Source organism: Photobacterium sp. GB-1 (assembly GCF_003026165.1).
In the GTDB taxonomy this organism is placed as follows: Bacteria; Pseudomonadota; Gammaproteobacteria; order Enterobacterales; family Vibrionaceae; genus Photobacterium.
This window is the reverse complement of sequence record NZ_PYOB01000001.1, coordinates 311335-333683: the sequence shown is the minus strand read 5'-3', so window position 1 is coordinate 333683 and position 22349 is coordinate 311335. Positions and strand designations below refer to the sequence as shown.

Below are 22349 nucleotides of genomic sequence, written 5' to 3'. Positions count from 1 at the left end.
AGGCACTACTGCCTGGCTTTTTATTTTGATATGTGTTTTCTATATTTAAAAGCGAATAAATATTTGCCTAGACATATCTTTAAGCAATTCGAAAACAGCGTTGTTTAGATTGATGTCTATAATTCTTGGTTCATGACAGTATAAAAAAAAGCCCAACTAAGTTGAGCTTTCTAAATATATGGTAGGAAATGAAATTAGATTTCAAATTCTTCTAAAGATTTACCATTTTCAAGTGCTTGCTTAAGCGCGCTTGGTGTACGGCCTTGGCCTGTCCACGTTTTTTCTTCACCGTTTTCATCGATGAATTTATATTTAGCTGGACGTGCAGCACGTTTTGCTTTTGGTGCTTTTGAAAGGCTTGCTAACAATTCTTCAGGGTCGATACCATCAGCTAATAGCATTTCACGGTATTGAGCTAGTTTTTCATTACGCTCATTTTCTTTTGCTTGTTCTTCTTCTTCAGCTTCAGCACGTTCTTGAACAACGGTAGTTAATTTCTCTAAAGCTTCTTCTAGTTGCTCTAAAGTATATTCACGAGAAAGTGCACGAAGACTACGAAGGTTTAAAAGTGCTTTCATTGCATCAGACATTTTTATATTTCCTGTTATTTTTAACTAACTGTAAATAATAATAGCAGTGTCGAATCATTTATTACAATAGTAATGCTTTTATTCATTATGTCAAAACACTTTAAACATTCTTTATTGTTAATTGTTAATAATAGCGATATTCGTATTTTTATAAAAATACGAATATCGGATTTATGCTTAATAGATGTTTAAATGGTTACAAAATGAAACATATCTGCTCGTAGGTTCATACTATTTAATGAGTGAAGCTATACTTAGATAAGATTATATTTATAAAGCAATGTTATTTGTTCTGTTGTTAAATGTTTCATGTGATGTTGTTGCAAATAATGAAACATTACGTAGAATAATCGCAACCTTGATGTAAGGTAGAGGCGCGTTATCTAATAGTAATTAACAAGAGGGTGAAACCAATGACGGTTAATGAAAGGAGCTAATGCCGAAGTAAGAGTGACGTCAAATCCTTTTTCTGGGGTTGTATTGAATAAGTGCAACACTGCCATAGTATATAATCATATTCACTATGGAGCGCTACTGTGAATAGAGAAGAGCCAAGACGTTCTTCAAATATGGTTAACCGCCATGTTATCCAGTAGATCTCCAACCTAATTCGGTTGTCTTTGAGATCATGAATTTAGTAGATTACTCCCATTCATTAGTATCCATTATTCCTCCTATTGTTGCGTTAGGGTTAGCGATACTTTCTCGGCGTGTGTTAGTTTCTCTTGGTGCGGGTATCGTATTAGGAGCACTTTACTTAAATGACTTTTCATTTAACCATTCAGCTTCTTATTTAGGAGGCACTATACAAAACTTATTCATATCTGATGGTGGTATTAATACCTGGAATATGAGTATTGTTTTATTCCTCATTATATTAGGCATGACGACAGCATTGTTAACATTGTCTGGTGGTACTCGTGCATTTGCTGCATGGGCACAAACAAAAATTAAAACGAAAAGGGGCGCGAAACTGCTTGCTGCCTTTTTAGGCGTGTTTATTTTTGTTGATGATTACTTTAATAGTTTAGCGGTGGGTTCTATCGCTCGTCCTGTAACGGATCGCTATTATGTATCTCGTTCTAAATTGGCTTATATATTGGATTCAACAGCCGCTCCAATGTGCGTTCTAATGCCGGCATCGAGTTGGGGTGCGTATATAATTACGTTAATTGGCGGTATTTTAGTTACGCATGGAGTAACAGAATATACACCTTTAAGTGCCTTTTTAACGCTAGCGCCAATGAACTTCTATGCTATTTTTGCTTTAGCTATGGTTTTTGTTGTGTCTTGGTTCCAATGGGATATTGGACCAATGAAAAAACATGAGATGGCAGCAATGCATGGCCGTGGTTTTGATGAAGGCGGTGATGTTGATGAACAAGCAAAAGATTTAACTGACGAATTAGAAATTGTTGAAAGTACGAAAGGTAAAGTTGGCGATTTAATTTGGCCGATTGTTATTTTAATATTTGCCACGTTCTTTTTTATGATTTTTACAGGCTATCAAGCATTAGCAGCAGATGGTAAATCTTTTGCTCTGCTAGGTGCGTTTGAAAATACTGATGTCGGTAAGTCACTTTGTCTTGGTGGTTTATTTGGCTTAGTTGCTGCGATTATTCCAGTCATTCGCCAGCGTATTGCATTTAATGAAGTTATTCGCACATTATGGATTGGTGCTAAATCCATGTTTGGTGCGATTTTAATTTTATTATTCGCGTGGAGTATTGGTAGCGTTATTGGTGATATGAAAACGGGTCAATATTTATCAACCCTTGTACAAGGGAATATTAACCCTATGTTATTACCGATGATCTTATTTTTATTATCAGGCGTGATGGCATTTTCTACAGGTACGTCGTGGGGCACGTTTGGCATTATGTTACCTATAGCTGGTGATTTAGCTGGGGCAACCGATATTACCTTGATGTTACCAATGCTAGCGGGAGTATTAGCAGGCTCTGTATTTGGTGATCACTGTTCACCGATTTCAGATACTACAATATTGTCTTCAACGGGGGCACGTTGCCATCATATTGATCATGTCGCAACGCAACTTCCTTACGCAGTTTCTGTCGCCTTTGTTTCTACTATTGGCTTCCTTGTGCTAGGTATGACTGACTCATTACCCGTAGCCTTCATCGCGGCTATAATTACTTTTATTATGGTTTGTGTGTTGTTTGCTTGGTTATCACGACGTACTTATGTCCCAACAGTAAAAAGCTGATTTTATCTCTGTTCTTTTAAGCCCATACACTTTTCATGAAAAAGAGTATGGGCTTTTTTGTAACTAATGTGTACTTGTTAAGTCTATCACTTTTCATTGTGAGTGAATTTCTGTAGCATCGGCGCAGTTTTTTTAAACCAATCGTATTACTAGGGAATCCTCATGGCCCAAATGTATTTCTATTACTCTGCAATGAATGCAGGGAAATCGACCACATTATTGCAATCCTCGTTTAATTATCGCGAAAGAGGAATGACCCCCGTTATTTTTACTGCTGCGATTGATGATCGCTTTGGTGTGGGTAAAGTCAGCTCTCGTATTGGTTTAGAAGAAGAGGCTGAGTTATTTAATGCAGAAGATGATTTATTCGAACGATTAAAAGCGTTATCAGATAAAGGTAAAATTGATTGCGTATTAATTGATGAATGCCAGTTCTTATCTAAAGCGCAGGTGTATCAATTAACGGAAGTGGTCGATAAACTCGATATTCCGGTTTTATGTTACGGCTTACGTACAGACTTCTTAGGTGAACTTTTTGAAGGGAGTCGTTACTTATTATCGTGGGCGGATAAGTTAGTTGAATTAAAAACAATTTGTCACTGTGGTCGCAAAGCAAACATGGTGATCCGTCAAGATGAAACCGGTCGTGCTATTGCTGATGGTGAACAAGTTGAAATTGGTGGCAACGCACGTTACGTATCGGTATGTCGATTACATTATAAAGAGGCATTAGGTCGTTAATTATTTAATGATAATAGGGATAGTCCTTTTTATCTTATCCAGTAATACGTAATTATTGCGAAACAAAAAGCCAGCTTATTTGGCTGGCTTTTTCATCGTAACTGACGATTGAATTATTTCTTATTATGACGCTCTTGCAGTTTATTCGTCACATCTGACAGTGATAAACCTTGATCTTGAAGTAGTACAAGCAGGTGATAGATCAAATCCGCTGATTCACATACTAATTCCGCTTTGTCACCCGACGTTGCCGCAAGCGCGACTTCAACACCTTCTTCGCCCACTTTTTGCGATATACGCTTGGTGCCACGGGCGTAGAGGCTAGCTGTGTAGGAAGACTCAGGATCTGCACCTTTACGACTCGCCAAGAGCTGCTCAAGTTGATGAAGGAAAACCAGTGACGGTGGCTGAGCATCACTTTCATCAGAATCAAAACAGGTGGTCGTGTTTAAGTGGCACGTTGGACCAATTGGATCGACGTGTACTAATAAGGTGTCTTGGTCACAATCAAGCTGAATACTTTTAAGTTGCAGTACATTGCCTGATGTTTCACCTTTCGTCCACAGGCGCTCTTTGGTGCGAGACCAGAAAGTGACTTGTTTAGTATCAAGTGTCTTTTGAAGCGCATCTTCGTTCATGTAGCCAAGCATTAGCACTTGACCACTGGCATTATCTTGAACAATAGCAGGGATCAGTCCGGCTACTTTTTCCCAATTGATTTTGGTTAATAAACTCATAGTCGGATCTCCACATTTTGCGTTTTCAGAAATTGCTTTAACTCACCAATGTTGATGATTTGTTTATGGAAAACAGAGGCAGCTAAGGCGCCGTCTACATTCGCAAGCTTAAAGGCATCGCTAAAGTGCTGCATTTCACCCGCACCACCAGAAGCAATTAAAGGCACGTCACATACACTGCGTACCATGTTGAGTTGCTCTAAGTCGTAACCATTACGTACGCCATCTTGGTTCATCATGTTCAGTACGATTTCACCCGCGCCACGACGTTGAACTTCTTCAACCCAATCACGTGTTTGCCATTGGGTTGCTTTGGTACGCTTTTCATCACCAGTAAATTGGTATACCTGATATTGACCTGTTTCAGCGTCAAAATAGGAATCAATACCGACAACGATACATTGCACACCGAACTTATCCGCCAATGTGGTGATTAATGTTGGATCTGCCAGCGCTGGTGAATTGATAGAGACTTTATCTGCACCAAATTGAAGAATACGGCTCGCATCGTCAGCAGATTTAATCCCACCTGCGACACAGAATGGAATATCAATCACTTCTGCAACGCGAGATACCCAGCTTTTATCAACAACACGACCGTCACTTGATGCGGTAATATCGTAGAAAACCAATTCATCTGCGCCTTCTTCAGCGTAACGTTTTGCCAGTGGTACAATGTCGCCAATGATTTCGTGGTTACGAAATTGGACACCTTTTACAACCTGACCATCACGTACGTCTAAACAAGGAATAATACGTTTAGCTAACATTGTGGTCTCCTTAATTGTTCCAGCATGTAAAGGCTTGCTCGGCAGTAAACTTACCATCAAGTAGGGCGCGACCGACAATAACGCCAGCCACACCTGAGCCTTTTAATGCTGCAATATCATCAAGCGAGCCAATGCCACCAGATGATTGAAATTGTACTTGCGGGTACTGGCGACAAAGATCGACATACAGTTCGACATTTGAACCAGCCAATGTGCCATCGCGAGAAATGTCAGTACACAGCACGTGCTTTAAACCCACTTTTAAGAAATCTTCTAATAGCGCCTCAATAGTAACGCCTGAATCTTCTTGCCAACCAGAGACAGCGACAATGCGGTTACCGTTGTCATCAATGTTGATATCCAGAGCCAATACGATGTGTTCAGCACCGTATTTTTCCATCCAACCTTTTACCATTTCTGGTTGTTTAACGGCGGTAGAACCAATTACCACACGTTTAGCACCAGCGTTTAACAGATCTGCGACGTCTTGCTCGGTGCGTACGCCACCACCAATTTGTACATTGGCTGGTGTGCTTTTGAGTAGTTTTTCAATTAAAGATAACTGACGCGCTTGCGTATCTTTTGCGCCCGTTAAATCAACCAAATGTAGCCAGTTAGCGCCAGCTTGGTGGTAAAGATTAAATTGCTCTGCGGGATCGACTTTGTATTCTGTCACTTGACCATAGTCGCCTTGGAATAGACGAACGACTTGGCCTTCAATCAGATCTAATGCTGGAATAATCATAACAAGTCCTTTTGTTATCGTTATAGTTCGAGGAAGTTTTGAATGAGTTTCGCGCCAGCTTTACTTGAACGCTCTGGGTGAAATTGCACCCCGTAGTAATTGCCATTTTGCACAGCTGCGGTAAAGCTTTGACCATATTGCGCGCTGGCGATGGTTTTGCCACCTTGCTGCGCGGTATGATCAAATACAGGCATGGCGTAACTATGGACGAAATAAAAATAGCTTCCCGCAGGAATACCTTTAAATAATGGGTGATTATCTTCCGGTGTAATGGTGTTCCAGCCCATATGTGGCAGCGGTAACCCCTCTGCTTGGATTTTCTCTACAGAAGCATTACACAAATCTAAGCAGGGAATAATTTCACTGCCATTTTGCCCGTGCTCTTGCGACGCTTTACCCAGTAATTGCATACCTAAACAGATACCTAATAATGGCTTAGTCACTTGCTTGACTAAGCCAACTAAATCACGCTGTTGTAGGTTCTGCATTGCTTCACTGGCGGTACCGACACCCGGAAGAAAAAGTTTATCGGCAGCAAGTACAACTTCTGGATCTTTGCTGACTTCTACTTGATAGCCAAGACGTTCAATAGCAAAGCGAACAGAAGAGACATTGGCACAGCCAGTATCAATAATGACGACGCGCTGCTGAGTATTGGTTGTTGTCATTACAACACTCCTTTACTGCTTGGTAGCTCGTTACCTTCTACTTTAATCGCTTGGCGTAATGTGCGCCCGAAAGCTTTAAATAGGCTTTCAACAATGTGGTGGTCGTTATTACCTGATGATGACAAGTGCAGAGTACAAGCGAGCGTATCAGTTAAAGATCGGAAGAAGTGCGGCACCATTTCCGTTGATAAATCACCTACTTGATCACGACTAAATTGTGCTTCAAATTTTAAATACGGACGACCAGAGAGATCTAACGCGCATTGTGCTAAACACTCATCCATCGGTAGGCTAAAGCCAAAGCGGCCAATTCCACGTTTATCACCTAAGGCTTTTTTCAACGCTTCGCCTAACGCAAGTGCAGCATCTTCAACACTGTGGTGATCATCGATGTGTAAATCACCATCAACGGTTAAGGTCATTTGAAAACCGCCGTGCGTGGCGATTTGATCTAACATGTGATCAAAAAAGCCAAGGCCAGTTGAAATCGTATTACCGCCCGTTTGATCTAAATTCACTTTAACGCGAATGTCAGTTTCTTTGGTGGTTCGTACTACTTCAGCAATGCGAGGTTGGGTGGTTAAATCCGTTAATATCTGCATCCAATTCATGGTTTCAGGGTTGTACTGTATACCACGAATTGCCATATTTTCAGCAAGCTGTAGATCGGTAATCCGATCACCAATGACTGCAGAGGTTTCAAAGTCGACGCGACCTTGTTGAAGGTACTCTTTGACCAGTCCAAGTTTAGGCTTACGGCAGCTACAACCTTCGTTATCAAAGTGAGGACAGATCAGCACATCGCTAAATACTACACCTTGTGATTCGAAGATTTCCATCATCATGTTATGTGGCGCATCAAAATCTGCCTGTGGGTAGCTATCTGTACCTAAACCATCTTGGTTTGTCACCATCACTAGTTTGTAGCCTGCGTTTTGCAAAGCAAGTAGGGCAGGAATCACATTCGGTTCAAATTTAAGTTTGTCTAAACGGTCTACTTGAAAGTCTACTGGCGGCTCAACAATTAAGGTGCCGTCACGGTCAATAAATAAAATCTTTTCCTTGCTCACAATCAATGTCCTTATTGTTGTTCTAATTGGCTACGAATAAAGGCGAGAGTTTTCTCACACTCATCGCGGTTACCTACACTGATTCGAATACAGTTTTCAATCGGAGAGCGGCGTAAAATAATGCCGTTATCCCATAATGCTTTAAAGAGTTGATCTGCATTAGGGAATTCAACCAGTAGGTAATTACCGTAGCCATCAAATACGGTTACGCCATCTAACATGCTTAAACCCGCTTGTAAGTAAGCGCGGTTAGCACTGATATCAAGCACTTGGAATTTTGTTCGTGCTCGACCTGCTTCCGATAGGGCTTGGACTGCAATTTCAGTGACAGGTACAGGTACGGGGTAGGGGGCAATCACTTTAAGCAAAACATCGATAATATCGCTGTTAGCAATGGTAAAGCCACAGCGCAAACCCGCTAGTGCAAACGCTTTTGATAACGTACGAAGAATGACTAAATTAGGGTAGCTTGACAGTAAATCGCTGGCGCTTTCTTCTAAGCAGAAATCGATATAGGCTTCATCAACAACGACTAGGGCTGAGTTTGCTGTCATATCGAGCAGGGCTTCAATGTCTTTACGTGCTAACAAGTTACCTGTCGGGTTATTCGGGCTACAGACGAAAACTATTTTTACGCCATCAAGGTTTTGTGAAATGGCCTCTAAATCTAATTGCCACTTGCTTGTAAGCGGAACAACTTTCGCATTTACATCGTAAGTTTCAGCGCTGATCGCATACATGCCATATGTCGGAGGACAATATAAAATACTGTCTTGGTTTGGCTCACAAAAAGCGCGGATCAGAAGTTCGATACCTTCATCGGCACCACGTGAGGTTAACACTTGCTCGGGTTTTACATTGGCATAGTCTGCGTAGGCATTGATTAATGCTGGTGGCTGACATTCGCTGTAACGGTTTAATCGAGCAAGACTAATGCTGTACTCGTTATCAAACGGCGATTCGTTGGCGTTTAACCAAATATCTCCGTTGCCGCCTAATCGACGGGCTGATTGGTAAGGGGTTAATTCACGTACTGTTTTACGTGCTAGTCTTGCCATCGTCATGATTTATCCCTCACGCTTAGCCGTTAATTTTTCAACACGGATTGTTACTGCACGTTTGTGGGCATCAAGACCTTCAGCATCGGCAATCGTGGTTACTGTTTTTGCTAACCCCAGTAGGCCATCCGCAGACAGCTCTTGTACTGTCATACGCTTAGAAAAGTCAGCCAAGCCTAAACTTGAATAAGTCCGTGTATAACCATAGGTTGGTAATACGTGGTTAGTACCAGATGCATAATCACCAACAGATTCAGGTGACCAGTTACCTAAGAAAATAGAGCCAGCATTGTCAAGTAATGGCACTAAATCACGTGGTGTACGGGTTTGAACAATTAAGTGCTCAGGCCCATAGTTGTTAGAAATTGCAATACACTGCGGTAATGTTTCAGCGACAATTAATAGGCTTGATCCTAATGCTTCTTTCGCAATATCTGCACGTGATAATTGAGCTAGTTGACGTTGAATAGCATCAGCGGTTTTATCAGCAATCACTGGATCAGGCGTAACCAAAATGACTTGAGAATCAGGGCCATGCTCTGCTTGGCTAAGTAAATCAGCAGCGATAAAGTCAGGATCTGCGCTGCTATCAGCAATCACTAATACTTCAGAAGGGCCTGCTGGCATATCAATAGCAGCACCGCGAAAATCATTACTTACTTGGCGTTTAGCTTCTGTTACAAAGGCATTGCCTGGGCCAAAAATCTTATCGACTTTAGTGACGGTTTCGCTGCCGTAGGCCATCGCTGCAACCGCTTGTGAACCACCGACGTTGTAAACATCATCGATGCCACATAATTTGGCAACGTATAAGATTTCATCAGCAATAGGCGGTGGAGAGCACAGCACCACTTTTTGGCAACCTGCTATTTTAGCGGGCACGCCGAGCATTAATACGGTTGATGGTAGTGGTGCACTGCCTCCTGGAATATACAAACCGACTGAATTAACAGGGCGTGTCATTTGCTCACAGATGATACCTGGCTGTGTTTCTACACGCAGTGTCGGTTGCTTCTGTGCTTTATGGAAGGTACTGATATTGTTAAAAGCTTGCTGTAGCGCTTCTTTCATCTCTGTACTTAATCGAGCACATGCATCGTCGATTTCTGTGTCACTGACTTTGATGGATGCTGGACGAATACCATCAAATTTTTCTGTCAGTTCCAGTAAAGCTTCATCACCACGTTCACGGACATCGCTAATAATGCCAGAAACAATAGCGCTAATATTAGCGCCATTATTTACGGCTGGTCGAGCAAGAAGATTTTCTCGCTGACTTTCACTTAAGGATTGCCATACAACTGTCTTCATCGATTACTCCATCATTTTCTCGATTGGCAATACTAGAATAGAGCTTGCGCCTAATTCTTTTAGTTGTTCCATTGTTTCCCAGAATAGGTTTTCAGAACTCACTAAATGGATAGCAACACGAGATTTGTCTTCAGCAAGAGGAAGTACCGTTGGATCTTCAGCGCCAGGTAGTAGCAGTTTAATTTGCTCTAGACGATCAGTTGGCGCATGTAGCATGATGTATTTTGATTCTTTTGCTTGGATCACACCTTGCATACGGGTCAGTAAGCGTTCAATTAATGCTTGTTTTTCTGCATCGAGTGTCTGCGTTGATTGGATCAGTACCGCTTTTGAACGCAGGATCACTTCTGCTTCTTTAAGACCATTCGCTTCAAGTGTCGCACCAGTCGAAACTAAATCACAGATGGCGTCAGCAAGCCCAGCTCGTGGAGCAACTTCAACAGAGCCGTTTAGCATACAAGTGCTAAATTTAACGCCCAGTTCATCCATATAGCGTTTAACTAATTGCGGATAAGTCGTTGCAATACGTTTGCCGTTTAAATCTTGAGGACCGTTGTACTTAGCATCTTTATCAATTGCGATAGAAAGGCGGCAACCACCAAAATCTAGGCGGCGTAGTTTTATATAATCTGATGGTTCACCGCGAGCAGCACGTTCAAGGCCAACTTCTTCAAGTTCATTTTCACCAATCACACCTAAATCAACTACACCATCCATGATCAGACCAGGAATGTCGTCATCACGAACAAGTAGCAAGTCTATAGGCATGTTTTCAGCGTGAACAACAAGACGTTCGCCTACCATGTTAAATTTCACACCACAGCGTTTAAGCAGTGTTTGACACTCTTTACTTAGACGGCCTTTTTTCTGAATCGCAATGCGTAATCGTTGTGTTTGCATAGTCATTTCCCTGTCCTAATTCACTTAATTCAAAATCTGGTATTAAAAAACCCTCGGAAGCTTGTATCTTCCGAGGGTCTGAATTTGATTATTCCTTGTGACCACTGGAAGAGTATGTTGTCTTCCAGGGTGAGGCGTATCCTCCCGAAAGACTAGTCAGGATGGTGATGAATATGATTGTTAGTCATTTGGATACGCATAATAAATCTCGTTAATAAATAATAGTGTTACTTTCTTGTTACCCACACTAACTAAGAGTGTTAGATAATGCAACATTATTTTTAACCTTTTATCTTATTTATTTTTCTTTTCGAAAATAGTTTCGGCGTTGTCGCAATTGAAAGAATAAGTTTCCTAACTTATTGAGTTTTAGGTGGTTAAATTAATTATGTCGAAAGAAGTAAGAGCAAGGTAAGTTATTGGTTCAGTACATAGTTTTGTGTGAATAGCATACTTAAATAAGAAAACCGACGCTAAGATCGGTTTCAGTGAGAGGAATGTTAACGCTGTATTAACCACAACATTTTTTATATTTCTTACCGCTTCCGCATAAGCAAGGGTCGTTACGACCGACAGTTTTCTCACTTTTAACGGGAGCTGGTGGAACTGTTTGCTCTACTGGTGGTGGTTCTGGGTATTCACCATCAATGTAAAACCAACATAACTTGTTATCTTTTTCTTGTTGTAAAAAACGTGAACGTTCTAGCAGGATATATTCATTGCCTGCTTCTTTGTACATGGCTTTAAATTCAACAAAACCTTCGCCACTTTCAGCGATTTCACTGTTTAGAACATCTAACCCTAACCATGTTAAGTGTACTGATTCTGCAATGGCATTGCGGTGCTGTTCTGCTTCACAACTAGAGTGATAAGTTTGAACGACAAAATCAACTAACCCAAGCACATGAGCACTGTAACGTGCACGCATCAGTTGTTCTGGGTGTTTTGCTTTTGAATGATCAAGATGGATAGGTTTACAGCACTCAATAAGGGGCTTATTACTTCCACAAGGACACATTGATGTGTGTTTAGACATGTTTATTTAGCCGAGGATTGCTCATATTCAGTAGACCATTTTACTGATTCTAAATAGTAGTCTGCAATGCTTGATTCATTGATTTTCAATGCCGCGCTGTATTTTTTAACTAGTGGCCAATTTGCCTGATCGTAAGCATCTGTTAAGTTTAGTATTGCGCCTAAAGGACCGGCACGTTTAGTTAACGCTAACTTAACTTGCTCGCTTAAAGGGAGGAGTTCTATCAACTCTTCTAATGGTTGATCAAGCAAAGAGTCTAATAAGGAAAATAACCCAGTAAGAAAGGCTTGGTTACCATTATCTTTGGGTACTCGGGTCCGATATAACTGCTCACAAAAATGTGCACGTTGGAGTGATAAGTTATAAAGAGATTGAGGTTTATTTTCAACCGCATGCGAGGTTGCGACAAATGTGACAAAACGTCGTAGTTGATCTTCACCAAGAAAAATTAACGCTTGTTTAAAAGAGGTCACTGGCTTTGAGCGCGTTGATGTTAGCGCATTGACGTGACGAAGTAATTTGTACGATAAGGTTAAATCAGTAGCAATAATTTCTTCAATTTTGTCAAAATCAACATCAGTAACACAAATTTCTTTAAACAAACGTAATGTTGTTAAAGATGAGGGTTTTAATGACTTTCGTTGGATCATTTCTGGCTTGCTGAAAAAGAAGCCTTGGAAAAGATCAAAGCCCGCATCATAAGCTTGTTGGTATTCTTCTTGGGTTTCTACTTTTTCGGCTAAGAAACGTAGTTTTGTTTTTTCTTTATAGAATTGAATAAATCGTGCGGCTTTTTCAATACTGATAAGACGAATATCGAATTTAATAATATGGATATAGGGAAAAAAGCGAGTCCATTGTTTATTAGGGATAAAATCATCAAGTGCGAGTGTGTAGCCTTTTTGATGAAGTTTCTTTATAGCTTCAAAAAGCTCGTCAGTTGGTTCACAGTTTTCAAGAATTTCGATGATGAAACTTTGTTTTGGGAAAAGAAGAGGTGTACCTGATATTATTGAACTATAAGGGAAATTAACAAATGCGCGTTTGCCTGATGTTAATTGCGCTTCTCCAGCAGAACTGAAAAAGTTATCGTTAAGCAGACGGTTTGTAGCTTGCTCATCACCAATATTTGGAAAGCAGTTATCTGGGCCATCCCTAAATAAAAGTTCGTAGCCAATAGTTTGCTTATTTCTGTTTAAAATGGGTTGTCGAGCAATATATGAGAACATTGAAATCTACAGAAAAGTCCAAAAAAATAAAATCGTTTTAGTATTGTTGTTATTAGTTAGATCATATCAAATTTATATATTTCACAAAGTGATGTTTTTAACACTATTTAAATAAAATATTGAAGCGACAAGCACATCACGTTTACAGATGGTTAAAATAATCACATCTTATAAATATATTAGCACATAAAACCATTATAAATAATGAAAATGGTGTAAGATCCGTTTTGAGTTCATAATATTAGTGTTTAAGCATTCACTCTTGTCGTGAATTGTTTGATCTACCTTTTAAATTTTCTATCAAATCGTATTTGTACTAGTTATGTCTATATTTGCCTTGATACAAGCGGGATTGCTTGTTGGTGGTAGTGTTTTTATTGTGATGCTTATTAGAGCTTGGCGAAGAAACCGAAAGCAGGAAGCAAATACACGTATTATTCCCGTCGCCTTGATTGGTGGTTTTGCAAACTTCTGTGACACTCTTGGTGTTGGAAGTTTCGCTATTATGACAGCAGGTTATAAACAATTTAAGCTTATTGATGATCAAGTTCTTCCCGGAACATTGAATTGCCAAGCGGTGTTAGCCACGGTCGTACAAGCACTTATTTTTCTTACTGCGGTGAATGTGGATGCAGTTACCTTATTAAGTCTTGTTGTTTCAGCGTGTTTAGGGGCAACCGTCGGTGCGCGTTTAGTTTCTAATTGGGATCGCCAACTTATACGTATTGTGATGAGTGGTGCTTTGTTGGTGGTGGCGGGCTTAATGCTTGCGGGTCAGTTAAAGCTATTTCCACTAGGTGGTACGAGTTTAGGGTTAAGTGGTTGGAAATTGGCGATTGGTATTGCCGGTAACTTTTTATTTGGTGCCCTGATGACTGTTGGTATTGGTTTATACGCACCATGTATGACGATGATCTACATGCTAGGTATGAATCCGCTTGCTGCGTTCCCTGTGATGATGTGCTCATGTGGATTTTTAGGCTTCTTTTCTGCTGGTGGTTTCTTACGTCGAGACAAAATTAATAGTCGAGCGTCAGTGGCGGTTGCAATAACAGGGCCTATCGGTGTGGTGATTGCAGCCTATTTAGTGAAATCGCTAGATATGAAGGTATTGGCTTGGCTTGTTTGTGGGGTTGTCTTCTATACCTCTTTGACGATGTATCGTTCTTGGGCAGCTGATCGAAAACAGCTCAAGCAAGTCAATGTTGAAGAAAAGATCGCATAAAAAGAAAGGTACGCAGTGCGTACCTTTTTTATTGCTGCTGATTAGTATCAAAATTACGGGTTTCTAGCTGATAACCATCAGGCGTAACGACTAATACCGAACCATGTTCATACCAATCACCGAGGACAATACGTGAGGCTGGCTTATTATCAATAGTGAGTGAATGAATATCTGGTCGATGGGTGTGACCATGGATCATTTGATCAACATGGAAAGCTTGCATCAATCGCACCACTTCACTTTGTGTGACGTCCATGATGGATTGGCTCTTCATCTGATTATTTTTACTACTATTACTTCTAAACTTCTCACCAATTTTAATACGACGAGAAAGAGGAATGCGGAAGAATAACCATTGAATAAACTTGTTATGCACTTTTTTACGGTAACGTTGATACGCTTCGTCTTCTATGCATAAAGTGTCACCATGGAGGATTAAGGTTGGTTTTCCGTACAGCTCAACAATGCAATGTTCAGGAAGTAACTGAACCCCCGTTTGTTGGCTAAAACGTTTACCAATTAAAAAGTCGCGATTACCATGGATAAAATAGCAAGGAATCCCCGAGTCAGTGAGGGCTTTAAAGGCCTGTTTGATTTGTTGTAAAAAAGGTGAGTCTTCATCATCACCAATCCACATTTCAAACAAATCCCCGAGCACGTATAAGGCGTCAATATCTTTTGTGTCTTCTGCCATAAATCGCAAAAAACATGCTGTCATATCGGGACGCTCAGCACTTAAGTGCAGATCTGAAATAAATAGTGTTGTCATAATAGAAAAAGGGCGGCTAATGCCACCCTTAATATCAATGAAGACTTATTCTTCGATAGTTACGCTTTCGATAACAACATCTTCAACGGGTACATCAGAGTGGTAACCGTGACGGCCTGTTTTCACAGCCTTAATCTTGTTAACTACATCCATACCTTCAACCACTGCAGCAAATACACAGTAGCCCCAACCGCTCATATTTTCACCAGTAAAATCAAGGAAGTTGTTGTCTTTTACGTTAATGAAGAACTGAGAGCTAGCAGAGTGAGGAGCGTTAGTACGCGCCATTGCAAGTGTGCCTGTCTTGTTGCTTAGGCCATTGTTTGCTTCGTTTTGAATTGGAGCGCGAGTTTCTTTCTCTTCCATACCAGGAAGCATGCCGCCACCTTGAACCATGAAACCATCAATAACACGGTGGAAAATAGTACCGTTGTAGAAACCATCACGGCAGTATTGAAGGAAGTTTGCACACGTTTGAGGTGCTTTGTCTTCGAATAGGTTAATTTTGATGTCACCAAAATTTGTGTGAAGGGTAATCATGATCTTTTCCTTTAATGGAGTATTTTTCTTTAAGTCTTGAATATTAACTTACCATAGCCTGCTCAGACAAACATTACCCGATTAATCGGTGGCTAATGGTTAAAATAGCATTCATTAAAGGATTTTCCTTGCCAACAAAAGGCATAAAAGGTGTAATTACCCTTCGAATTTGTAATCCTACTACTATGAGTAATGAAGAGACATGTTAAAGATCTATAACTCGCTCACACGACAGAAAGAGGCATTCACCCCAATCCAGCCTGGTAAAGTAGGCATGTACGTCTGTGGAGTAACGATCTACGATTTGTGTCACATCGGACACGGTCGTACGTTTGTATCTTTTGACGTGGTTTCTCGTTACCTGCGCTATTCTGGTTATGATTTAACATTTGTTCGTAATATCACTGATATCGACGATAAAATCATTAAGCGTGCCGCTGAAAATGGCGAAAGTTGTGATTCATTAACTGAGCGTTTGATCGGTGAAATGCATGCGGATTTTGATGCGTTAGGTATGAAACGTCCAGACGTTGAACCACGTGCGACACAGTTTATCGCAGAAATTATCGCGCTTTGTGAGCGATTAATTGAACGTGGTTTTGCTTATGTTGCTTCTAATGGCGATGTCATGTTTGAAGTGAGCAAGTATGAAGATTACGGTCGTTTATCTAAGCAAGATCTTGACCAACTTCAAGCAGGTGCGCGTGTTGATATCGATATGGCAAAACGTAGCCCGCTAGATTTCGTTTTATGGAAAATGTCTAAACCAGGTGAACCTACGTGGGAATCGCCATGGGGCCCAGGTCGTCCAGGTTGGCACATTGAATGTTCAGCAATGAACTCTGCAATCTTAGGCGATCACTTTGATATTCACGGTGGTGGTTCAGATCTTCAGTTCCCACACCATGAAAACGAAATCGCGCAATCTTGCTGTGCACATGATACCCAGTATGTAAATACTTGGATGCACAGTGGCATGGTAATGGTTGACCGCGAGAAGATGTCTAAGTCATTAGGTAACTTCTTCACGATTCGTGATGTATTAAACCACTACGATCCTGAAACGGTACGTTACTTTCTAATGTCTGGTCACTACCGTAGCCAGCTAAACTACAGCGAAGAGAACTTGAAACAAGCGCGTTCTGCACTTGAGCGTCTATACACATCGCTTCGTGGTTTAGACACATCTGTTGAAGCGGCTGGCGGTGAAGAGTTCGTTACTCGTTTTAAAGAAGCGATGGACGATGACTTTAATACACCTGAAGCTTATTCAGTATTGTTTGATATGGCGCGTGAAATTAACCGTTTGAAAACAGATGATGTTGCTACAGCTTCTGCATTAGGTGCACGTATGCGTGAGCTTGCTGATGTACTTGGTCTTCTATCTCAAGAGCCTGAAGCTTTCCTACAAGGTGGTGCTGGTGAAGATGATAATGTGGCTGAAATTGAAGCATTGATTCAACAACGTCTCGATGCGCGTGCAGCAAAAGATTGGGCTGCAGCAGATGACGCTCGTGATAAGTTATTAGCAATGGGCATTATCTTAGAAGATGGTGCACAAGGCACAACATGGCGTCGTAAGTAATTACATCCCCATAAGAAAAAAACCGAGCTAAGTGCTCGGTTTTTTTATATCAGTAATATAAATACGAATTAAGCATCGGTACTTTTGAGTGCGATTGCTGGTGGCCTAATGCCGTTACGTGCAAATTCTTCCATTACACGCAGTGTAATATCAGTTTCAAATAACTTTTCATATTTGGTATCAACCACATAAGCTTTACAAGTCAACATGATAGCTAGGTAGTTATCGGTGATCGTTTGCTTTACTAAAACTGTTACAGGTTTTGGTAGGTGAATATAACGGCTTGATGACGCAGCTTCTTGGATTAAATCGCGGGCTAAACGGATATCTTGATCCATACTAATATAAAAGGGGATCACCACTTGCATATCCAGCGCACCATAGTTACCACTGACGGTGACTTCACTTAAGAATTTGTTGTTTGGTATGGTGATAATATCGTCATTTAAGGTGCGCATACGTACAGAGCGTAAACCGATAGTAATAATGTCACCATAATTACCTTCAAATGTTACCCGATCGCCAACTTGGAAAGGCCTATCAATCATCACGGTTAAGCCTGCAATGAACGAGGCTGCCAAGTCTTTAAGGGCAAAACCAACAGATACCGCAATAGTGCCGCCAATCAAAGCTAAGATACGATCATCAACACGGAAACTCATCATAAAGACGGCAATACCCGTCGACATATAAATGAAGAATTGGAAGAAAGATTGCAGCTTTTGCAGCAACATTCGACGTTGAGCAAATTGGCTACTGATACCATCAACAATCGATTGAATAAATCGCAGTAATATCCAAGCGGCACAAACCGTTAATGCAGAAAAGAGCACGCCACTCCAACGAATAAGGTTAGCAAATTGCTGGAAGTCCTCAATGTTTGGCATGTCATCAGCAAAAACAGCTGGTGAAAAACTTAGAAGTACTAGGCTAAGTAGACAGAATAAACGCTTCATTTATTTCACCAATAAGTGCTGACGGTGGAGAACATTAGTGATATGACGGAACCAGTGATCGGAGATTTTCGCTTTATCATCTGACCATTCAATAAAACCACGACTTTGGAAGTAACGTAACGTACCAATAACTTCATCAAGGCTGAGCTGAGTACATTCAGAGAGCTCTTGCGGGGATGCGACCTCTAACTGCACAATAGAACGTAGCACTGCTAACATCGGCTTTGGCATTTGTTCTAAATCTTCAGATTGTGGTGCTTTAAATAAACGTACCAGTACTTTATCTGTGTCTTTATCTCGCTGCAGAGAGAAACGGAAGAAACGTACAGCAACCGTAGGGTTACCATCAGAGTAATCCCACAAAATACGATAAAAGCCTCGTTGAGCTCTTTCTTCTTCTGTTATGTCATCTTCATCCCACTGGCGAGGCAGCACTAGGCCTTCAAAACTAATGGCAAATTCTCCTTCGGAAGAGGTACGGGTTTTTAATAAGTCGCCAATTTGCTGTTCGCTCCAACGTGGCATAAAGGTGACTAAATCAAACAGTAAACGCTCACCACGAGCACGATCAACAAAACGCCAACATGATTTTTCAACCGCAATAATCGCACGATGACTTTTCCGTGTTTTACGCAATAAATTAGTGATACTCATTAGATCTTTTAGTCCACCGACTTTAGGTGTCACCAATCGTTGAGCGTTATCGATGGCAATTAAATAGGTTGTTTCACTATTGCGTAAGTATTCAAGAATATCATCTTCAGAGCTGTCACTAGCAAGCCCAAGAGCGGTAGAGAACTGTTGTAGCAATTCTGCGTAGCCATCATAAGGACAGTTAATGTATATCGGTGTTGCATTTTTAACTTTGTGTAACAAGCGTCGAAGAAGTGTCGTTGTCCCAATGCCACGCTCACCAGAAACAACACAAACTGCGGGTTTATCAGTTAATAAGTAGCCTGAAAGCTGTTTAATTTCTTCTAACGCATAGTCTTCAATGATTGGGCTATCCTCACTACCTGGCTTTACATATTCATAAGTAGCGGCACCTTTGATACGAACCATATTGAGTTGTTCGCGAGAGGTTTCTGTTTGTTTAGCAACTTCAATACGGAATAGATAGGCGAGTGCATGACGAAAGAAAATGTACTTTGATAAGTTAGCAACCAGTGTATGTTGAAAGCGACGTAAGGTAAGCCATGCTGCACCTAGTGCTGTTGCTGGAATTGAAAGTAATAATTTATCTTTATGATTGAGCGCCCATTTAATAGAAAGGGGCAGATGTGTCGCGCCTTCTAAGCGCTTAAAGACGATATGTCGCCAACGACGAAGCGTCATTAAGGTTAATAAGATAAAACCAAAGAAGATAATTGACCAAATCCACGCATAGATGGTGCCTTGCCCCAGTGTGCGCGCTGAAATTTGTAGAATTACGCCTGCGGCAATAAATCCCCATACGTATTGGCGAATAGTTGAAAGACGTAATGCGACAACTTCAGCATCGCTATTATTGATGCTATTACGACGCGCAAACTCAAGTATAAATCGCACTGCAATTGAGCCACCAAGGATCCACCATGTGAAGATTTCCAAGTAGATCAAGTGGTGCAAGCTTGGTAATTGAGAAACAATACGGAGTGAAAGCGTGATTGCAATTAACCAACCAATTGGACGGTGCGCTCGACTAATATACCAAATCGCACGAAACAAAAGATTGGGATGCGGGTTATGTTCGAGTTGTGTTTCTCTAAAATGTTCGATCAAACGTGCGCTATTACGCTGCCACCAAGAAAGTAAAAATAAAATAGCGAAAACTTTTAAGGCAACCACAAGAATGGGGACTGGCGAAATCAGCATATCTTTTAGCAAATCATGGAAACTGCGTAATTGATATAAGACCATGTACTGTAAGTTAAGTGCTGTGATTGATAGCTCTAACTTAAATTGTTGAACGCCAAAAGGTCCAAATCCTGTCACCTTATCTTGGATAGCTGATGAACTTAAATTGAGAAGGCGCTCTTTATCTTGGCTAATACTCAGTAGTGAATTGTAAACCGACGACAGTTTTTCCCATGCTTGTTCTTTATCATCACTTTTCTGGTATTTATTCAGTGCTGTCGCCAGTAACTTTTGATGCTTCTTCTGTTGTGAGAGGGTCTTAGACAGTAAGGAATTAACTTCTTTAACATCGTTATGAGTGAACAAATGCTGATCAGGTAGCTGATTAATGGCAGTATTTATGCTCGTTGCTGCTTGGGTTAATTCAGGCTGCTCTGATTCAAAAAGGGTTAGCGTAGCAGATGCTGAAGTACTGAATATCAGAATGAAACTACAGAGTAATGAGTATATCGTTAATCGCATTAATTTTTCATATTTCCTGAATGATGAAGACAAAGGTAGACCAAATAAGACGAGAATAATTGTTATCTTGTAAAAGTAAGAATTAGATCACGTCTTAAAGATCAAGTGGTTAATCATTAAAATTAATGGTTTTCTTTAATGATAATTAGATATTTTCAGGGAGTTGTGTTCCACACTTTTTGCAGTAATCAGCATCCACTTCATGACCACTGGTTGCACAATTAGGGCATCGTCTTAGGTTTCGGTGTGTTTTCATTTCTTGATTGAGTTCTGCGGTCAAAATACCGGTCGGAACGGCAAGAATTGAGTAACCGAGTAACATGGTCAATGAAGCTAACGCCTTACCCATTACGGTTTGCGGCACAATATCGCCATAACCAACAGTTGTAATAGTCACGACTGCCCAGTAAATACTTTTAGGGATACTGGTAAAGCCATTTTCAGGGCCTTCAATCAAGAACATTAATGAACCAAATACGGTAACTAGAATTAATACAGAACTAAAGAAAACAAAAATTTTACGTTGGGCATGGCGAAGTGATCGTAAAAGAATATTGGAGTCTTGTAAGAATCTAGCCAGTTTTAGAACACGGAAAATACGTAAAACACGGATTAAACGTACGATCAGTAAATAGTTTGAACCTGGCACAAAGAAAGAAATGTAAGCAGGCACAATGGCAATTAAATCAATGATGCCATAAAAACTTCGCGCGTAAGCGAGAGGGCGCGGCGAACAATACAAGCGCAGAATATACTCTATGGTAAATAAGATCGTGAATAGCCACTCAGCACCTAACAGCGCTGTAGAGAATTTTGATTCAATACTGGCAACAGATGAAATGATTAGGATCAGTTCAGAGCTAACAATAGCGATTATTAAGCCAATATCGAATAGCTGTCCAGCGCGTGTAGAGGTACCAAAAATAATTTGGTAAAGACGTTGTCTTAGAGTCAGTTTAATCATAATTAAGTGTTAGTTAGCCGTAAGCTTACGCAGAAGTAGGTTATTATTTTGTATGGCATATCAATCAGCAGACTAGTATACCAAAAATAGTATTAGGTAAGTGCGTAAATGATGAGCGTAGATAATTGATAATAAAAAGTCCCGAAAAAATCGAGACTTTATATTTAATTATTATCTTTTATTAGCGAGGTGTTTATGTTGTGACGCTTAAACTAGGCCTGGTAGCATTACTTTTAATCCATTAATAATAAATTCGATACCAAGTGCGGCAAGGATCAAACCCATGATACGAGTAATAACGTTAATTCCTGTTTGACCTAGGAAGCGAACAATTAATGGTGCAGAGCGAAACAGTAACCAACAGCCAAAAGCAAATACAACGATGGTAATGGCAATGCCAATCGTTGATGTCATTGTTGGATACTTGGAACCATAAACAATGGTTGAACTGATAGCACCTGGTCCTGCCATTAAAGGCATTGCAAGTGGCACCACACCGACTTGTTCACGTATGGCTGACTCTGATTTCTCTTCTTTATTTTGTTTCACCTCGCCAATCTTACCGCTCATCATTGAAAAAGCGATACTCAGCAACAGTAAGCCGCCGGCGACTCGGAATGAATCAATAGAGATACTAAAGAGATCCAGTAAGTGTTGGCCAGCAACAAGAGCCACTACCAGTATGATAACAACAGCTGTATTGGTTGTTAACGCAGTTTTATTACGCTCTTCAGGTGTCATTGAACCAGTTAATGACACGAAAACAGGCATAATACCAACAGGGTTTACCGTTGCAAAAAGCCCGACAAAAAAGTGTAAAAATATTCCTATTTCAATGGCTTGCATGATTTTCTCAGTTAGATTTCACTA

General features: G+C 40.6%; 21 protein-coding genes, 1 riboswitch and 1 other annotated feature. Of the genes, 4 read left to right on the top strand and 17 right to left on the bottom strand.

Features of this window, described 5'->3' with window-relative positions; all coding sequences use genetic code 11:
* Window positions 1-194: 194 nt before the first annotated feature.
* A complete protein-coding gene (locus C9J45_RS01365) occupies window positions 195-590 on the bottom strand; it encodes an H-NS family nucleoid-associated regulatory protein (protein WP_045183993.1) in 396 nt (131 codons plus the stop codon).
* A gap of 361 nt (window positions 591-951) precedes the next feature.
* Window positions 952-1132, top strand: a riboswitch (Lysine riboswitch).
* 86 nt (window positions 1133-1218) lie between these two features.
* Between C9J45_RS01365 and C9J45_RS01360 the strand changes: the two genes are divergently transcribed.
* Window positions 1219-2817 (top strand): Na+/H+ antiporter NhaC family protein, encoded by a 1599-nt coding sequence (locus tag C9J45_RS01360; protein ID WP_107259407.1) that lies wholly within the window; start codon window positions 1219-1221, stop codon window positions 2815-2817.
* Window positions 2818-2979: 162 nt separating this feature from the next.
* On the top strand, window positions 2980-3558 hold the full coding sequence (locus tag C9J45_RS01355) for a thymidine kinase (RefSeq protein ID WP_005370610.1): 579 nt from the start codon (window positions 2980-2982) through the stop codon (window positions 3556-3558).
* A 113-nt stretch (window positions 3559-3671) separates the two neighbouring features.
* Here the strand turns inward: C9J45_RS01355 and hisIE are convergent, their stop codons facing one another.
* The 10 genes from hisIE to C9J45_RS01305 form a co-directional block, all read right to left on the bottom strand.
* Window positions 3672-4295, bottom strand: coding sequence for a bifunctional phosphoribosyl-AMP cyclohydrolase/phosphoribosyl-ATP diphosphatase HisIE (gene hisIE / locus C9J45_RS01350; protein WP_107205601.1), 624 nt, complete (start codon window positions 4293-4295; stop codon window positions 3672-3674).
* Entirely contained in the window at window positions 4292-5065 is a 774-nt protein-coding gene (hisF, locus tag C9J45_RS01345; RefSeq protein ID WP_005370612.1) for an imidazole glycerol phosphate synthase subunit HisF, read from the bottom strand. The genes hisIE and hisF overlap by 4 nt, the downstream gene beginning before the upstream one ends.
* Before the next feature lie 10 nt (window positions 5066-5075).
* Window positions 5076-5810, bottom strand: a complete 735-nt coding sequence (gene hisA, locus C9J45_RS01340; RefSeq protein WP_005370613.1) for a 1-(5-phosphoribosyl)-5-[(5-phosphoribosylamino)methylideneamino]imidazole-4-carboxamide isomerase — start codon at window positions 5808-5810, stop codon at window positions 5076-5078.
* Window positions 5811-5830: 20 nt separating this feature from the next.
* Window positions 5831-6478 carry an imidazole glycerol phosphate synthase subunit HisH gene (gene hisH / locus C9J45_RS01335; protein WP_107292071.1) on the bottom strand — a complete coding sequence of 216 codons (648 nt, stop codon included), beginning with the start codon at window positions 6476-6478 and terminating at the stop codon, window positions 5831-5833.
* Window positions 6478-7548, bottom strand: a complete 1071-nt coding sequence (hisB, locus tag C9J45_RS01330; RefSeq protein ID WP_369917432.1) for a bifunctional histidinol-phosphatase/imidazoleglycerol-phosphate dehydratase HisB — start codon at window positions 7546-7548, stop codon at window positions 6478-6480. The genes hisH and hisB overlap by 1 nt, the downstream gene beginning before the upstream one ends.
* Window positions 7549-7559: 11 nt before the next feature.
* The gene (hisC, locus tag C9J45_RS01325) at window positions 7560-8606 is read right to left on the bottom strand and encodes a histidinol-phosphate transaminase (RefSeq protein ID WP_107287085.1); all 1047 of its coding nucleotides are present in this window, start codon (window positions 8604-8606) and stop codon (window positions 7560-7562) included.
* 9 nt (window positions 8607-8615) lie between these two features.
* Window positions 8616-9917 carry a histidinol dehydrogenase gene (hisD, locus tag C9J45_RS01320; protein WP_107205603.1) on the bottom strand — a complete coding sequence of 434 codons (1302 nt, stop codon included), beginning with the start codon at window positions 9915-9917 and terminating at the stop codon, window positions 8616-8618.
* Between the two features lie 3 nt (window positions 9918-9920).
* Window positions 9921-10817 carry an ATP phosphoribosyltransferase gene (gene hisG, locus C9J45_RS01315; protein ID WP_107205604.1) on the bottom strand — a complete coding sequence of 299 codons (897 nt, stop codon included), beginning with the start codon at window positions 10815-10817 and terminating at the stop codon, window positions 9921-9923.
* A 41-nt stretch (window positions 10818-10858) separates the two neighbouring features.
* Window positions 10859-10994 (bottom strand) — a sequence feature (His leader region).
* Window positions 10995-11328: 334 nt separating this feature from the next.
* Window positions 11329-11853, bottom strand: coding sequence for a YchJ family metal-binding protein (locus C9J45_RS01310; RefSeq protein WP_107292070.1), 525 nt, complete (start codon window positions 11851-11853; stop codon window positions 11329-11331).
* Window positions 11854-11855: 2 nt separating this feature from the next.
* Complete coding sequence (locus C9J45_RS01305) at window positions 11856-13082, bottom strand: EAL and HDOD domain-containing protein (protein ID WP_107205606.1); 1227 nt, start codon at window positions 13080-13082, stop codon at window positions 11856-11858.
* A gap of 322 nt (window positions 13083-13404) precedes the next feature.
* Between C9J45_RS01305 and C9J45_RS01300 the strand changes: the two genes are divergently transcribed.
* Entirely contained in the window at window positions 13405-14307 is a 903-nt protein-coding gene (locus tag C9J45_RS01300; protein WP_107292069.1) for a sulfite exporter TauE/SafE family protein, read from the top strand.
* A 28-nt stretch (window positions 14308-14335) separates the two neighbouring features.
* On the opposite strand, the gene lpxH is transcribed toward C9J45_RS01300, so the two are convergent.
* Window positions 14336-15076: a UDP-2,3-diacylglucosamine diphosphatase gene (gene lpxH / locus C9J45_RS01295; protein WP_107259415.1), complete on the bottom strand. Its 741-nt coding sequence runs from the start codon at window positions 15074-15076 to the stop codon at window positions 14336-14338.
* A 45-nt stretch (window positions 15077-15121) separates the two neighbouring features.
* The gene (locus C9J45_RS01290) at window positions 15122-15616 is read right to left on the bottom strand and encodes a peptidylprolyl isomerase (RefSeq protein ID WP_005370640.1); all 495 of its coding nucleotides are present in this window, start codon (window positions 15614-15616) and stop codon (window positions 15122-15124) included.
* 202 nt (window positions 15617-15818) lie between these two features.
* On the opposite strand from C9J45_RS01290, the gene cysS reads away from it, so the two are divergent.
* Window positions 15819-17201, top strand: coding sequence for a cysteine--tRNA ligase (gene cysS / locus C9J45_RS01285; RefSeq protein ID WP_107245560.1), 1383 nt, complete (start codon window positions 15819-15821; stop codon window positions 17199-17201).
* A 68-nt stretch (window positions 17202-17269) separates the two neighbouring features.
* Here cysS and C9J45_RS01280 read toward each other — a convergent pair whose 3' ends face one another.
* From C9J45_RS01280 to C9J45_RS01265, 4 genes are all read right to left on the bottom strand, one after another.
* A complete protein-coding gene (locus tag C9J45_RS01280; RefSeq protein WP_107259417.1) occupies window positions 17270-18157 on the bottom strand; it encodes a mechanosensitive ion channel family protein in 888 nt (295 codons plus the stop codon).
* Window positions 18158-20515, bottom strand: coding sequence for an AAA family ATPase (locus tag C9J45_RS01275; protein ID WP_107292068.1), 2358 nt, complete (start codon window positions 20513-20515; stop codon window positions 18158-18160).
* A 145-nt stretch (window positions 20516-20660) separates the two neighbouring features.
* Window positions 20661-21479, bottom strand: a complete 819-nt coding sequence (locus C9J45_RS01270; RefSeq protein ID WP_005370644.1) for an ion transporter — start codon at window positions 21477-21479, stop codon at window positions 20661-20663.
* Between the two features lie 207 nt (window positions 21480-21686).
* The gene (locus tag C9J45_RS01265; protein WP_045127240.1) at window positions 21687-22325 is read right to left on the bottom strand and encodes a YchE family NAAT transporter; all 639 of its coding nucleotides are present in this window, start codon (window positions 22323-22325) and stop codon (window positions 21687-21689) included.
* Window positions 22326-22349: the final 24 nt, after the last annotated feature.